Consider the following 14,667-nt stretch of genomic DNA (forward strand, 5'->3'; position numbering starts at 1 on the left):
GTCATGACAAGCAGCACCAACAACACCAGCATCACAACCGCCCTAGGCGAAGAGGGGCTAGGGCAACAGCCTTGGTGGGTGGAGCAATGGATGGAATTGATTAATTCCTATCGCTTCAAAAAGCGACTTGAGCGTGCCTGGACCTACGCCAGAGAAGGCAATGTCACCTCAATACGCTTCGAGGGTCGCCGAGTACACGCCCGCGTCCAGGGCACCGGTGAAGACCCCTACAAGGTGAAACTCTGGCTTGATGTCCTCAACGACGAAGACTGGGGGTATGTACTTGAAGCCCTTACCCAGAAAGCACGCTGGTCTGCCCAGTTGCTAGCAGGGATCATGCCGGCAGACATCGAGCGGGCATTTGCAGCCAGTGGTCGACGTCTTTTTCCCTTCAAGCTGCAGGAAGTCCGCAGTGAATGCAGCTGCCCAGATAAAGCCAATCCCTGCAAACACATCAGCGCCATCTATTTCCTGATGGGGGATCGCTTCAGCGAAGATCCCTTTGTACTGTTTCAGCTACGCGGTCGCACCCGCAACAAATTGCTTGCGGATCTAGCCGAACAACGGCGCGATGCACTCGCAAAACTGGCAGAAACAGCTGCCGCAAAGAATGAGGTTCCTGCTGAGCCATCCAGCAGCGACGACCTACCTGTACCACCCCATCCCGCCGTTGTGGACCCGAGCTTATGGTGGCGCTACGACTGCAGCCTCGATGCCGATCTGGTGGTGATTACTCCAGCCATGGAAGGCGACACAGGGCTCGATGCAGCAGGAGATCTACCCCTGGCAGAAGAACCCCGCTTCCCCAAAGCCCGTCAGGCTTTCCTGAATCATCTCAGGGAGCAGGGACAAGCCCTATCCCAGCAAGCCATGCTGCAGGCAATGGCGACCGGTGGCTGAAGCCCCCTGGCTATCTTCTGAGAAGCAGGAGCTAGTCAACCTGCTTTTAATCTCTCACCAACAAGCTTTCAATTACCCACTTCTGGCATGTGAGCGGCGGCAGCCTTCACAACGTCTTGCCAGCCAGGAACTGTTTGCCTCAAGACAGCCCGTACTAGCCCATAGTGATGGACACGATCCAAATCTCAGCTATGCCAATGCTGCAGCACTTCAGCTGTGGGGACGGTGCTGGGCAGAGATGGTCGGCATGCCTTCCCGCTTGACAGCACCAACCAGCGAACAAGATGCACGCGCCAATGCCTTAGACAAAGCGCTCCAACAGGATGCAATCAAGGACTATCAAGGGATCCGTATTAACCATGAAGGGCGAAGGTTTCTAATCAAGAACGCACGCATATGGACCCTATGGAATCAAGAAGGTCTACGCATCGGCCAAGCTGCTGCGATCGGCAGCTGGTATTGGTTATGAGTGCACACCAGCCCATTAACAATCAAAGCTTCATGCTGCCTTGAAGCCAAGTTTATGCGAAAGCAAAGGAGATCATCAGCCAATACGCATGGACTATTTTCTAACAAATGAAGTTCAGATGAAATCCACAAATTGACTTTGGGGTAATCACTTAAGCCCTGAACATTTCCTGCTTTGAGAATCCAAGAATGCTGATCAAAAGCCGATCCTCCTTTGAGTTATTTAAACGCCTGGAACAGTAACTCGACACATCCCAGCCCATTACCACAACTGAAATTGTGCGAACAGAAATGAAAGTTACACAATTTCAGTTAACCGGTCGGATTTAGGCCAAGCCGCCATGAGTTTAAAAAACTACCAAACTGACCCTGATATTCAATGCTTAAGGGCGCAACAAAGATAAAAACACTTCGCTGACAAATAACAACAAAGAGTCTCTGATCCTGCTGTCAAAGTTTTGGATCATGAACTACTCAAAACATTCTGCTATGGGGTCTTGCATCATCACTGCCACTGGCCCTAAGGGCGAGAGCGCAAACAGACAAAAGCCGCCTAGCGCGGTGCGATTCTCGAGATCAGCGTCGCCCAAAACCAAGCATCACATCGCCAACACGGTTCAGCTAAAGAACGACGTGAGATACCAACAAGACCCTTTAAGCATGGCTCAATGTTGTGGAGGCGTACTCTTTGAGACCAGCCCTAGCCCGAAAAGCAACTCCAAGCTTCATTCTTCAACTGACATCGTTGCTCTGAACTTGTAGAGGCGCCGTAAAATCGCAGCGACCCAGAGAACTGTATGCAACGTCGAAAACTACTCGGGTCTGGTGCTACGGCTGTCTCAGCAGCCGTCGGCGCAGGCATTCTCAGTGCCTGCACAATCCGTAGAGAGGAAGAAAGCGGCAGTAACAGCAGCCAGCCCAAGATCCGCTGGCGAATGGCCACCAGCTGGCCCCCCTCACTAGACACGATTTACGGCGGGGCCGAAACAATCAGCAGAAGGGTGAATGAACTAAGCGGAGGCAACTTCCAAATCAAGCCCTATGCGGCCGGCGAGCTCGTACCAGGCCTAGAAGTCCTTGATGCGGTTCAGGCGGGCTCCGTCGAGTGCGGTCATACCGCCAGTTACTACTACATTGGCAAAAATCCCGGCTTTGCCTTCGGCACTTCCGTACCGTTTGGCCTTACCGCACAACAACAGAACGCTTGGCTCTACGAAGCAGGCGGTAACGACGCCATCAACAACCTCTATGCCGATTTCGGAGTGATCAGCTTCCCCGCTGGCAACACCGGTGCACAAATGGGCGGATGGTTCAAGCGCAAACTCGAGGGCCTCAGTTCTCTACAGGGACTCAAAATGCGTATCCCTGGCCTGGGCGGCAAGGTGCTTGCCCAGCTGGGTGTGAACGTCCAGGTTTTGCCTGGTGGAGAGATCTACCTGGCTCTAGAGCGTGGCGCGATCGACGCCGCTGAATGGACCGGCCCATACGATGACGAAAAGCTTGGCCTAGCAAAAGCCGCACGCTTCTACTACTACCCAGGTTGGTGGGAACCCGGCCCCACCCTTGCAGCTCTAGTCAACCAACAAGCCTGGAGCAAACTGCCGAGCGAATATCAAGCGATGTTCAACACCGCCTGTTACGAAGCCAACCTCACCATGCTCAGCCGATACGACAACCTCAACGGGGCTGCTCTGCAAAGGCTTTTAAAGGGCAACACCGAGCTGGTTCCCTATGACCAAAGCATCCTTAAAGCTGCCCAGGAAGCAGCCTTCCAGCTCTATAGCGATACCGCCGCAAAAGATGCCAGCTTCCGCAGCCTGCTTCAGCAATGGCAAGGATTCCGTAAGCAGGTTTACGCCTGGAACAACGTCAATGAGTTCTCATTCGCTCGCTTCAGTTACGACCAGCTGCAAGGAACTTGATGAGACGCTGGCTAGGCCTAGCAGAACGCCTTGACGCCTTAAACAAGGCCTTTGCAGTCATTGCGCGCTGGTCGGTGTTGATGATGTTGGGATTAGGGCTCTGGAACGTTGTGGGGCGCTATCTGGGTGTGTCCATCGGCCACAATCTCAGCTCGAACGGTCTCATCGAAGGGCAGTGGTACCTCTTTGATCTGGTGTTCCTACTGGGACTGGGCTGGACCCTCCAACGCCATGGGCATGTGCGGGTTGATGTACTTCAAAGCCGCTGGGGAGAAAAGCACCAAACACGTATGGAGCTGCTTGGCACCCTGGTCTTCCTGTTGCCATTTGCCCTGGGAGTAATGCTGATCTCGCTCGAACCCGCCCTGCAGTCTTGGAGGATCGGCGAAGCCTCACCCGACCCCAACGGCCTGCCGCGCTACTGGGTTAAATCCCTCATCCCCTTGGGCTTCCTACTCTTGGCCCTACAAGGCGTCGCCGAAGCCATTCGAGCCTGGGCAAAGCTAAAAGCCCAAACATTGATGCCATTCAATTCTGAAGGTGAACAGGGCGGAGATCGCCTTGATTGAGATTGAACTACTCGACCATGTGATCAGTTTCGATCCCGCCACCACACTTGGGCCTGGGATGTTTATAGCCCTGGTCTTCGCCCTATTGAGCGGCTATCCAGTGGCCTTCTGCCTCGGTGGCATTGCCGTGATCTTCGCGTTGCTGGGCATGGCTCTTGGTGTGATCGATCCACTGTTCGTTACCGCTCTGCCGCAGCGAATCCTGGGGATCATGGCCAACTTCACCTTGTTGGCCATTCCGGCGTTTGTGTTCATGGGCGCCATGCTCGAGACATCAGGTATTGCAGAGCGACTGCTCGAGAGCATGGGACGTCTACTCGGCAAACTGCGCGGTGGCCTAGCCCTGGCGGTCGTGCTAGTCGGCTCACTGCTCGCTGCCACCACCGGAGTCGTAGCAGCGACAGTCACCACTATGGGGCTGATCTCTCTACCGGCCATGCTGAGAGCGGGCTACGACCGCTCACTTGCCACGGGGGTCATTGCTGCCTCAGGCACCCTTGGCCAGATCATCCCACCCAGCATTGTCTTGGTGGTTCTCGGCGACCAGTTGGGTGTCTCAGTAGGAGATCTGTTCCTTGGCTCACTGATTCCAGGGGTGCTCATGGCTGGTGCATTTGCCACTTATGTGCTCGTGATCAGCCACCTCAAACCTCATCTCGCCCCCCAACTGAATCCAGCAGACCTGATCCCCATGCAACCTGGCCAACTGCTGCGTGTGATCATCCCGCCCCTAGGCCTGATCCTCTTGGTGCTAGGTAGCATCTTCTGTGGAATCGCAACACCCACCGAAGCTGGCGTTCTTGGTGCCACTGGTGCCATGGTCCTAGCAGCGCTCAATGGAGGGTTCAGCCGCAGCAGCCTCTCAAAAGTATGCGATGAAACCCTACGAACCACCGCCATGGTGATGGCGATTTTACTGGGCTCAACAGCTTTTAGCCTTGTCTTTCGCGGCGTAGGCGGCGATCAACTCATTGCCGATCTTTTGCTGAACCTACCCGGCGGCAAGGTTGGTTTTATGGCCGTGAGCATGCTCACGATCTTCGGCCTCGGCTTTTTCATTGACTTCTTTGAAATCGCCTTTATTGCCGTTCCGCTCTTACTGCCCGCAGCTCGCCAAATCCTTGGACCCGAGGCCTTGATCTGGCTAGGTGTGGTCATCGGCGCCAACTTGCAAACCTCCTTCCTAACTCCACCTTTCGGCTTCGCACTCTTTTATCTACGCGGAGTAGCCCCTAAAACCATTACCACACAAGAAATCTATAAGGGTGCACTGCCCTTCGTGGGCCTGCAAATCTCTGTCTTGGTGCTGATCATTGCAGCCCCACCCCTAGTGGATTGGCTGCCCAACCTTGCCGCCTCCTGAAAGAAAGCACAGTTCTCCGAACACCCTCCGTAGAGTTTTGGCATTGGTGTAAAGGGTCCATGAACGTTGCGAGCAAAGACACCACGGTGACAACAACCAACACTGCTCCAAGGTTGTCACTCCAATGCGAAGTTATCGCTAGCGACACCACCACGATCCGTGCCCTCGATTGGGACCGCAGCCGCTTTGATATCGAGTTCGGCCTTCGTAACGGCACCACCTACAACAGCTTCCTGGTGAGAGGTGCCCAGACAGCACTGATCGATACCAACCACCTCAAGTTTGAGGACACCTGGCTACCGATGCTTAAGCAGCAAATCGATCCAAAAGCGATCGACTATCTCATCATCAGCCACACCGAACCCGACCATTCCGGTCTAGTGGGCCAGATCATCGATCTCAATCCCGAGATCGAAATCGTTGCTTCGAAGGTCGCCATCAAGTTCCTAGAAGATCAGGTGCATCGCCCCTTCCGCGCGCGAGAAGTCAAAACGGGCGAAGAACTGGATCTAGGCACTAACCCAACAAGCGGTATCGCTCACCGCTTCGAATTTCTGAGTGCGCCCAACCTGCACTGGCCAGACACAATCTTCTCTTTCGACCACGCCACAGGGATTCTTTACACCTGTGATGCATTTGGTCTGCACTATTGCTCAGAAGAACTCTTCGACCAGGACCCCTCCGCACTGGCCCCAGACTTCCGCTTCTATTACGACTGCTTGATGGGGCCCAATGCGCGCAGTGTTGTCCAGGCTTTGAAGCGCATGGATCAGCTGCCAGAGATCACCACAATTGCCGTTGGTCACGGCCCGCTACTCCGCCACCATCTCAAGCTTTGGGTCGACGACTATCGCGACTGGAGCAGCCAACGAAGCCAAGGAGAAAGCTATGCAGCCATCTGTTATCTCAGTTATTACGGCTTTTGCGACCGGCTCAGCCAAGCCATTGCCCACGGCATCGGCAAAGCCAAAGGCGAGGTACAACTAGTCGATCTTCGAGCCACTGATGCGCAAGAACTGAGCGCATTAATTGGTGAAGCAAAGGCTGTAGTAGTACCAACCTGGCCATCCCAACCAGATGCAGAACTGCAGAGTTCAATTGGCACCCTATTGGCAGCTTTGAATCAAAAGCAATGGGTTGCCGTTTACGATGCCTATGGCGGCAATGATGAGCCAATTGATGCTGTAGCAGCGCAGCTACGTAGCCTTGGGCAAAAAGAAGCTTTCGAACCTTTAAGGGTGCGGCAAGCTCCTGACGGGAATGTCTACCAACGCTTCGAAGAAGCTGGTACCGACCTTGGACAACTGCTCAACCAAAAGCAAAATATTGCGGCAATGAAAAGCCTAGATACTGAACTTGACAAGGCCATGGGTACCCTTAGTGGCGGCCTTTATGTCGTCACCGCCAGCCAAGATGAAGAGTCCAGCCAACGACGTGGCGCCATGATCGCAAGCTGGGTAAGTCAAGCAAGTTTCACACCGCCAGGGCTAACCGTCGCAGTAGCCAAAGACAGAGCCATAGAAACCCTGATGCAAGTAGGGGATCGTTTCGTGATCAACGTATTAAGAGAAGACAACTATCAACCCTTACTAAGGCAATTCCTTAAACGCTTCCCCCCCGGAGCCGATCGTTTCGAAGGAGTGAATGTACTCAACAACGTTGCTAAAGGAGGCCCCGTCCTCGTGGATGCGCTGGCCTTCTTGGATTGCCTCGTCAAACAGCGACTAGAAACCCCCGATCACTGGATCATCTACGCCCTGGTGGAACAAGGCAATGTGGCTGATGCTGAAGCCAAAACAGCAGTACATCACCGCAAAGTAGGGAACCACTACTGATGTCGATATCCTCCATCCACGAGCCTGCTGCTGCAGCGCAGCGAACGGTGATCACACTCCCAATCGAAAAGGGCCTGATCAGCTTGCGCGGCCTTAGTCCACAACGTCTGCGCTTTGAGCTGGAATATGCCCTGGAGCGAGGCAGTACCGCCAATAGCTTTCTTTTCTCTGCCGGTGACGACTCATATGGGCAACCTCAAGCGGCTGTCCTGGTACACCCCCCTGGCGACGCCTATGCGGAGGTTTTCATGCCGGCACTCGCCAAGGCTCTACCTTCAGATGCCACAACGTTGAAGGTGGTCGTTGGTCACATCAACCCCAACCGAGTTGCGCTACTCAAAAAGCTAGCCAGCACCTACCCCAAGCTGGAATTAATTAGTTCCAATCCCGGCGCCAAATTGCTCAGAGAGCTTTGGGAGCAACGCAAACCAGCAACACCCAACAACAATGAAGAGGAAGAATCATCCCTTCCGTCTCTTCCATCCATTGAGATTGTTCGACAAGAACAGAAGCTCTCCCTCAGCAACGAACACGCATTGTGGCTGCTACCAGCGCCAACAGCTCGCTGGCCAGGTGGCCTACTGGCCTTCGAGGAAAGCCTTGGCTTGTTGATGAGCGACAAACTATTCGCCGCCCACCTCTGCACAAGCGAATGGGCAGAAGCCAATCGCATCAGCACCGAAGAGGAGCGTAGGCATTTCTATGACTGCCTGATGGCTCCCATGGCCAGCCAGGTAGATACCTTAGTAGAGCGGCTTGAAGAGCTAGACATCCGCACGATCGCCCCATGCCATGGGCCAGCCATAGAAACGAGCTGGCGGAGCCTGTTGAATGACTACCGCCGCTGGGGTGAAAGCCAACAACAAGCCCCTTTAAAGGTCGTTCTTCTTTTCGCCAGCGCCTACGGCAACACAGCGGCGATTGCTGACGCACTCGCAAAAGGAGTCTCCAGTACTGGTATTCAAGTAGAAAGCCTCAACTGCGAATTCACACCTGCGAATGAATTAGTGAATGCAATCCAACAAGCCGATGCCTATTTGATTGGATCACCAACCCTTGGAGGGCATGCACCAACACCAATCGTATCGGCCCTAGGAACCTTGCTCGCCGAAGGTGACCGCAACAAAAAAGTAGGCATATTCGGCAGCTATGGCTGGAGTGGAGAGGCATTGGAACTTCTCGAAAAGAAGCTACGTGATGGTGGTTTCTCCTTTGGATTCGAGCCAATCAAAGTGAAGTTCAGTCCCGATGCTGCCATGGTGAAAACACTGGAAGAGACAGGCACACTCTTTGGCCGAGACCTTCTCAAGCAACAACAACGCCAGCAACCACGAGCAAGCAGTGGCATGAGTGCAAGCCGTAGTGATCCAGCCGTGCTTGCCCTGGGTCGAGTAGTGGGCTCACTATGCATCTTGACGGCTCGTAAAGGGGAAGGGAATACAGCGCTTAGCGGCGCAATGGTCGCAAGCTGGGTTAGCCAAGCCAGCTTTTCACCGCCAGGGCTGAGCGTGGCCGTCGCCAAAGACCGAGCCGTTGAAGCGTTGCTGCATCGGGGCGATCACTTTGCTCTCAATGTGTTGGCAGCAGGAAGGCAACACGAACTGATGAAACATTTCCTGCAACCATTCCCAGCTGGTTCAGACCGGTTCGCAGGGCTAGACCTTGACGCCAGTCCCGCAGGTCAACCGCTGCTTAAAAATGCTCTGGCATGGCTTGAAGGATGCGTACAGCAACGCATGGAATGTGGAGACCACTGGCTGCTATATGCCGAGATCAGCCATGGTGCCCTACTTGAGCGAGAAGGCAAGACGGCTGTGCATCAGCGCCGCAGCGGGGCGAACTACTGAAGAAGCAGCCTTGCCGAGAAACTCGCGCAGACAGGCCCCATACGCTCCTGCTAACTCATACTAATTATGAGTTAGGCTGCCAATTCTTGCGCATCCCTCCATTCATGAATCTCACCACCAACGCCAATCTTGAAGCGGCCTTTGGCGGTGAGAGCATGGCCAACCGTAAATACCTCTTCTTTGCCGACGTTGCCAAAAAACTTGGCAACAATGAATTAGCCAAGCTTTTCCGCGACACTGCGGCCCAGGAAACCGAACACGCCTTCGCTCACTTCCGCTTGCTCCATCCTGAGTTATTAATCGAAGATCCTGCCGCACTCAACGCTGCTGACAAGCAGAAGATGCTCACCCGCTGCCTCCAGCTGGCCATTGAAGGTGAAACCTATGAGTACACCACCATGTATCCAGAGTTCGCTACTCAGGCCCGCCAGGACAGAGACAGCACTGCAGAAGCAGAATTCAACGAACAGATCGAAGAGTCTCAGCAACACGCGAACCTTTTTCGTCGTGCAGCCAGCAACTTCGGCTTTTTGGTGCCAATCGAGCAACATCATGCTGAGCGTTACGGCGTTGCCCTCAAAGCACTGGAAGGCAAGGGCGTCGTAAGCGAAGCGGATCAACCCGTAACTGGTAAATGGATCTGCAAAGTGTGCTCGATGATCTATGACCCGGCCATCGGCGATCCAGAGTCAGGCATCTCAGCAGGAACCGCATTTGAAGCAATCCCAGAAGATTGGGTCTGCCCCATCTGCGGCACCCGAAAAGCCAACTTCGTGCCTTACCGAGAAGCCGAACTCAAAGAAGCGGCCTGAGATTGGCTGAGGTGCTGCAAAACCGTGTACAAATTGGTTGCGTGAGCACAGTATCTCTTGAGTTAGACCAGGTTTATGGCTTTATCACCCCCCCCCGATCTGCTTGTCATCGCCGCTAGCAATGGTGAGAACCTAAAGCTAGCTCGTCGCATCGCCGCTCAAGCTGAACACCAGGGCCACAGAGCCAAGATTCTCGATCTCACAAGCTTGGGCCTGCCACTGTTCACGCCTGTGGCAAAGGAAGCTGGAATGCCAAACAGTGTCACCCCACTCCATCAACAGCTGATGGCGGCCTCGCACTGGGTGATCTGCGCGCCTGAATACAACGGCTCGATTCCACCTGCATTCACAAGTGCCGTCGCCTGGCTCTCCGTACAAGGAGATGACTTCCGCAGTTTGTTCAACGGCAGGCCAATCGCAATGGCAAGCTTTTCCGGCGGGGGCGGCATGGGCATGTCGATGAGCCTGCGCAGTCAACTCAGCCACCTCGGCGCTCAAGTGCTTGGACGGCAGCTGATGAGTAACCACGCCAAACCCGCCAAAGACGAATCCATTCGAGACTTAGTGCACCTGCTGATGCAGATGCAACCTCTCAAGCTTTGATCCATCCGAACCAATCACCTTGTTGCACAAGCCTCGATCAGGATCTTCTCGCCGACCGCTCGAAGGCCTAGAACTGCGAAACAAACTAAATCTAGTGAACACTAGATATGGATTCTTACAAAAGAAACTCTCTACAGCTTTAAACGCAAAAAATCTGGTTTTGCTAACTTAAGAATGAGAGCAAAAGCCTGATTTACCAGAAGCCTTGCCCTGTCTAGAAACAACAAAAGCCAGACACAATCCCAATCATAAAGACAATCTAAAAAAGATTGGCACGCTAGATATTGTGGCTTGAAATGCACAAGTCATTGCATTCAGCCCTCTGCGCGATGGGATCTCAGCCTGGCCAAAACGCTGCTGTTCGATACCGCGGTTTTCTGCTCCTGCCACAGAGCAACCAAACATGGTTAGTTAGGCCTGAACGCAGTCCCATGCTTTTGTTGCCGTTCCGCACCCCAATCTGTTCCTTGACAGATGTCAAGTCGATGCTGGATTGGCGTCTCTCTCAACAATCAAAGTTGCTTGATGCTGCCTGATCAATTAGGCAGCATGAGGAGGAGGTGTGGGGTGTCCTTGAGATTGAAATGGCAGCACCAATGTTGCCCATCGCTCTGGACGCTCAGGTCGTTGACGGCGTGGCTGACGGACACCAAAAGGGACACGCACCACATTGGTTCCATCAACCGCCAAGGTATGTCCCTGCAGCAGAGCTGATTCCAATCCATCTGGAAGGGTAGGAAGAGTTACCCCAGCCCCCCTAGAGGACTGATCTACTTGGTTCAATGAAGTGTCGCTATCCATGCTGTCCCCCCAGCGATGGTGCAGATGCGGGACAGTATGGTCAAAACACTGCCACATGTGCTGAATTAAAAACCAAAAATTCGGTTTTCAGTGAAAAGTTACTGCCTTTAATCTGTTCACACCAGGGGAGGTTGAAGAACAGCGTTATCAGCAAGCTCCTCAACTGATGGGCAGCTACACAGCAAATTGCGATCGCCATAGGCATTATCAATTCGCGAAACCGCAGGCCAAAACTTGCTTTGGCGCTGCTCAGCCAATGGGAAAGCAGCTTCGGCGCGGGAGTATGGACGATCCCAAACCTCTGCTGTGACGGCCGCCAAGGTGTGAGGTGCCCGTCGCAGCGGGTTGTTCTGAGGATCGATCTGGCCTGACTCAATCACTGCCGTTTCTTCGCGTATGGCAATCATGGCGTCGCAGAAGCGGTTGAGCTCCTCCAAGCTCTCGCTCTCAGTGGGTTCCACCATCACAGTCCCTGCCACCGGCCAGCTCACGGTTGGGGCATGAAAGCCGTAGTCCATCAACCGCTTTGCAATGTCATCCACTTCCAAGCCTGCACTTCGCTTAAGGGGGCGCAGGTCGAGGATGCATTCATGGGCAACCAACCCTGCTTGACCCCGAAACAGCACCGGGTAATGAGGATGCAACCGATGGGCTAGGTAATTAGCAGATAACAGTGCAACGGCACTGGCCTGCCGCAATCCCTCCGAACCCATCATACGCAGGTACATCCAGCTGATCGGCAGGATGCCTGCACTGCCCCATGGCGCAGCCGAAATTGCGCCGATTCCCTGCTCGCCGCCGCAGGCAGCGAGGGGATGACCTGGAAGGAAGGGCATCAAATGAGCAGACACCGCGATCGGACCAACCCCTGGTCCACCACCGCCATGGGGGATACAAAATGTTTTGTGCAGATTGATATGACAAACATCAGCGCCATAAGTCCCAGGACGACAAAAACCGATCTGCGCATTGAGATTGGCGCCATCGAGATACACCTGGCCACCGTGGCCATGAACGAGCTCACAGATTTCACGAATCTGCGGTTCAAAGACACCATGGGTTGAGGGATAGGTGACCATCAGGGCTGCCAGCTGAGGAGCATGGGCCTCTGCCTTGCTGGCCAAATCATTGAGATCCACGTTCCCCTCTGCATCACAAGCCACAGGCACCACCCGCAAACCGGCCATCACGCACGTGGCTGGATTGGTGCCATGGGCACTGGTGGGAATCAGACAAACATCTCTCTGCTGCTCTCCGCGGGAATGATGCCAAGCGCGAATCACCAACAAGCCAGCTAATTCCCCCTGAGAGCCGGCATTCGGCTGCAAAGACACCCCGGCAAAGCCAGTAATGTCTGCAAACCAATGTTCCAGGTCCTGAACCAATCTCTGATAACCATCACACTGATCCTGAGGAGCAAAAGGATGCAGCGCCGCAAACTCCCTCCAACTAATGGGGATCAGTTCAGCTGCAGCATTGAGCTTCATCGTGCAACTGCCCAGGGGGATCATCCCGTGCACCAATGAAAGATCGCGGCCCACCAATCGCTGGAGGTAACGAAGCAACTCGGTTTCGCTGCGATAGCGATGGAACACCTGCTGCTGCAACCAAGGTCGCTGGCGCAACGGCAAGCCAACAAGCTCCTCAAGGTGAGGGTTTCCAGGGTCTTCGAGAACTGGCACAGGCTGACCTGCAGCCTCAGCCAAAATCTGGAGGATCGACTTCAGCTCCTGATCGGTGCTGAGCTCATCAAAACTAATGCCAAATCCATGGGCTGCCTCTGGAGCAACACCCAAAGGCAACACCCGCAGGTTGAATCCCGCCAAAGCGGCTGCCTGATGAACAGCAGGAGCTTCACGACAGATCACCTCAATCGTGTCAAAGCGAGCTATCGACTGGACTGGATAGCCCAACTGATGCAATCCCCTCTCCAGTTGAGCCCGTAAAAGCAGGACTCGTCTAGCGATTGCAGCGAGCCCATCGGGTCCATGGTGCACTGCATAGAACGACGCCATCACAGCCAATAAGACCTGCGCCGTGCAGATATTGCTGGTGGCCTTGTCTCGGCGGATGTGTTGCTCCCGGGTCTGCAACGCCAATCGCAAAGCCGGTTGCCCCTCCGCATCCACAGACTGGCCGACTAGACGTCCAGGGACCTGGCGCTTGAAGATCTCAAGGGTGGCAAAAAAGGCGGCGTGAGGTCCCCCAAAGCCCATTGGCACCCCAAACCGTTGAACACTGCCAACAGCAATATCAGCTCCAAATTCAGCCACTGGAGCAAGCAAAACCTGAGCAAGAGGATCAATGGCAACAGTTGCCAGGGCCCCTACCTCATGAGCAGCCTGAATGGAGGTCGTGGGGTCCCAAAGCCTGCCGCTACGTCCAGGCAACTGAAGCAAAACACCAAAGACCTCAGCATCAAACTGAAAGGTCATCGGCTCGGCCACCTCAAGATCAATGCCCAGAGGTTCAGCCCGAGTTCTCAACACGGCAAGAGTCTGGGGAAGAACCTCCGCATCCACGAGAAAACGATGAGCCTCAGGGCGCTTGCAAATCGCAAAGCTGAGGCTCATCGCCTCAGCAGCTGCCGTTCCCTCATCAAGCAAGGAAGCATTGGCGATCGGCAACCCCGTGAGTTCACTGATCAGCGTCTGAAAGTTGAACAGAGCCTCAAGCCGTCCTTGAGAGATCTCAGCCTGATAAGGGGTGTAAGCGGTATACCAAGCAGGATTTTCAAGCACCTGTCGCTGAATCAACGCAGGCGTTGCTGTGCCGTAATAGCCAAGCCCAATTAAAGAACGCCTCACCCGATTCGCCGCCGCGATGAGACGCAGTTCCTCCATAGCCTGAACTTCACCACAGCCCTCAGGAAGGGAACTGCTGGGTGCCGTTGTCTCGAGAATGTCTGAAGGAACTACAGCAGCAACAAAGCTCTGAAGATCACGATGACCAAGCTCCAGCAGCATTTGCTGCTGGTCTTCCAAGCTGGGCCCAATGTGCCTCACCAAAAAAGGTGAAGACTGAATGCTTGAAGCCTCAACTGCACGCTGTTCAAGCAGGGTCAAGGGACATTCATCAACAAGATGGACAGAAGTTTAGAAAATTTGGCCCAGAACCATCGCACTTCATCGGGTGATTAGTTGCTGGATTCGACAGCCACCTTGTTGGCATAGGTGGCTGCGTCCATCAGATCCTGCAATTGAGCTGGGTCCGACGGGCGAACCACGAGCAACCACCCCTCACCATGAGGATCATTTTGAAGTTCATCCGGGCTGGCAAGCACCGACTCATTAATTCGCACCAACTCACCGCTGATCGGAGCATGCAAATCCTCGACAGCTTTCACCGACTCAACGGACCCGAAAGTGGTGCCGCGCTTAAGCAGATCGCCCACCTCCGGCAAATCCACAAACACAATGTCACCCAACTGATCAACAGCAAAGGCACTGATGCCTATCCGCACCAATTCACCATCCAAACTGGCGTATTCATGGGTATCGGCAAACCGAAAGTGGTCGGGGAATTGGAAAGCCATCGAGCCTGGCGA

At 54.2% G+C, this 14,667-nt stretch carries 13 protein-coding genes; 10 read left to right on the top strand and 3 right to left on the bottom strand.

Annotated elements, in window-relative coordinates:
• Positions 1-3 precede the first annotated feature (3 nt).
• From SIB41_RS10860 to SIB41_RS10905, 10 genes are all read left to right on the top strand, one after another.
• A complete protein-coding gene (locus SIB41_RS10860) occupies positions 4-900 on the top strand; it encodes an SWIM zinc finger family protein (protein WP_413358916.1) in 897 nt (298 codons plus the stop codon).
• Positions 893-1,369 carry an MEKHLA domain-containing protein gene (locus tag SIB41_RS10865; protein ID WP_413358918.1) on the top strand — a complete coding sequence of 159 codons (477 nt, stop codon included), beginning with the start codon at positions 893-895 and terminating at the stop codon, positions 1,367-1,369. Before SIB41_RS10860 ends, SIB41_RS10865 begins: the two co-directional genes overlap by 8 nt.
• A 796-nt stretch (positions 1,370-2,165) precedes the next feature.
• Positions 2,166-3,290, top strand: coding sequence for a TRAP transporter substrate-binding protein (locus tag SIB41_RS10870; protein WP_011131525.1), 1,125 nt, complete (start codon positions 2,166-2,168; stop codon positions 3,288-3,290).
• Positions 3,290-3,859, top strand: a complete 570-nt coding sequence (locus tag SIB41_RS10875; RefSeq protein ID WP_413358921.1) for a TRAP transporter small permease subunit — start codon at positions 3,290-3,292, stop codon at positions 3,857-3,859. Before SIB41_RS10870 ends, SIB41_RS10875 begins: the two co-directional genes overlap by 1 nt.
• Positions 3,852-5,222: a TRAP transporter large permease gene (locus SIB41_RS10880; protein WP_413361523.1), complete on the top strand. Its 1,371-nt coding sequence runs from the start codon at positions 3,852-3,854 to the stop codon at positions 5,220-5,222. Before SIB41_RS10875 ends, SIB41_RS10880 begins: the two co-directional genes overlap by 8 nt.
• A 59-nt stretch (positions 5,223-5,281) precedes the next feature.
• Entirely contained in the window at positions 5,282-7,057 is a 1,776-nt protein-coding gene (locus SIB41_RS10885; protein ID WP_413358924.1) for a flavin reductase, read from the top strand.
• Complete coding sequence (locus SIB41_RS10890; protein ID WP_413358926.1) at positions 7,057-8,904, top strand: flavin reductase; 1,848 nt, start codon at positions 7,057-7,059, stop codon at positions 8,902-8,904. Before SIB41_RS10885 ends, SIB41_RS10890 begins: the two co-directional genes overlap by 1 nt.
• Before the next feature lie 104 nt (positions 8,905-9,008).
• Positions 9,009-9,716 carry a rubrerythrin family protein gene (locus SIB41_RS10895; RefSeq protein WP_413358929.1) on the top strand — a complete coding sequence of 236 codons (708 nt, stop codon included), beginning with the start codon at positions 9,009-9,011 and terminating at the stop codon, positions 9,714-9,716.
• A 75-nt stretch (positions 9,717-9,791) separates the two neighbouring features.
• A complete protein-coding gene (locus tag SIB41_RS10900; protein WP_413358931.1) occupies positions 9,792-10,319 on the top strand; it encodes an NADPH-dependent FMN reductase in 528 nt (175 codons plus the stop codon).
• Between the two features lie 329 nt (positions 10,320-10,648).
• A complete protein-coding gene (locus tag SIB41_RS10905) occupies positions 10,649-10,855 on the top strand; it encodes a hypothetical protein (RefSeq protein ID WP_041385292.1) in 207 nt (68 codons plus the stop codon).
• A 4-nt stretch (positions 10,856-10,859) separates the two neighbouring features.
• Here SIB41_RS10905 and SIB41_RS10910 read toward each other — a convergent pair whose 3' ends face one another.
• The 3 genes from SIB41_RS10910 to gcvH all read right to left on the bottom strand — a co-directional run bounded on the left by SIB41_RS10910 (position 10,860) and on the right by gcvH (position 14,655).
• Positions 10,860-11,120 carry a hypothetical protein gene (locus tag SIB41_RS10910; protein WP_413358934.1) on the bottom strand — a complete coding sequence of 87 codons (261 nt, stop codon included), beginning with the start codon at positions 11,118-11,120 and terminating at the stop codon, positions 10,860-10,862.
• 116 nt (positions 11,121-11,236) lie between these two features.
• A complete protein-coding gene (gcvP, locus tag SIB41_RS10915; RefSeq protein ID WP_413358936.1) occupies positions 11,237-14,185 on the bottom strand; it encodes an aminomethyl-transferring glycine dehydrogenase in 2,949 nt (982 codons plus the stop codon).
• A gap of 71 nt (positions 14,186-14,256) precedes the next feature.
• Positions 14,257-14,655 carry a glycine cleavage system protein GcvH gene (gcvH, locus tag SIB41_RS10920; RefSeq protein WP_413358938.1) on the bottom strand — a complete coding sequence of 133 codons (399 nt, stop codon included), beginning with the start codon at positions 14,653-14,655 and terminating at the stop codon, positions 14,257-14,259.
• Between the last annotated feature and the right edge of the window lie 12 nt (positions 14,656-14,667).

It is taken from the genome of Prochlorococcus sp. MIT 1201 (assembly GCF_047303415.1).
GTDB lineage: Bacteria > Cyanobacteriota > Cyanobacteriia > PCC-6307 > Cyanobiaceae > Prochlorococcus > Prochlorococcus marinus_D.

Excerpts from the sequence above, each read along its gene's own strand:
- SIB41_RS10900 (WP_413358931.1), top strand. The coding sequence starts at position 9,792 with ATGGCTTTATCACCCCCCCCCGATCTGCTTGTCATCGCCGCTAGCAAT.
- SIB41_RS10875 (WP_413358921.1), top strand. The coding sequence starts at position 3,290 with ATGAGACGCTGGCTAGGCCTAGCAGAACGCCTTGACGCCTTAAACAAG.
- gcvH (WP_413358938.1), bottom strand. The coding sequence starts at position 14,655 with ATGGCTTTCCAATTCCCCGACCACTTTCGGTTTGCCGATACCCATGAA.
- SIB41_RS10890 (WP_413358926.1), top strand. The coding sequence starts at position 7,057 with ATGTCGATATCCTCCATCCACGAGCCTGCTGCTGCAGCGCAGCGAACG.
- SIB41_RS10885 (WP_413358924.1), top strand. The coding sequence starts at position 5,282 with ATGAACGTTGCGAGCAAAGACACCACGGTGACAACAACCAACACTGCT.
- SIB41_RS10910 (WP_413358934.1), bottom strand. The coding sequence starts at position 11,120 with ATGGATAGCGACACTTCATTGAACCAAGTAGATCAGTCCTCTAGGGGG.
- SIB41_RS10895 (WP_413358929.1), top strand. The coding sequence starts at position 9,009 with ATGAATCTCACCACCAACGCCAATCTTGAAGCGGCCTTTGGCGGTGAG.
- SIB41_RS10860 (WP_413358916.1), top strand. The coding sequence starts at position 4 with ATGACAAGCAGCACCAACAACACCAGCATCACAACCGCCCTAGGCGAA.
- SIB41_RS10905 (WP_041385292.1), top strand. The coding sequence starts at position 10,649 with ATGGGATCTCAGCCTGGCCAAAACGCTGCTGTTCGATACCGCGGTTTT.
- SIB41_RS10870 (WP_011131525.1), top strand. The coding sequence starts at position 2,166 with ATGCAACGTCGAAAACTACTCGGGTCTGGTGCTACGGCTGTCTCAGCA.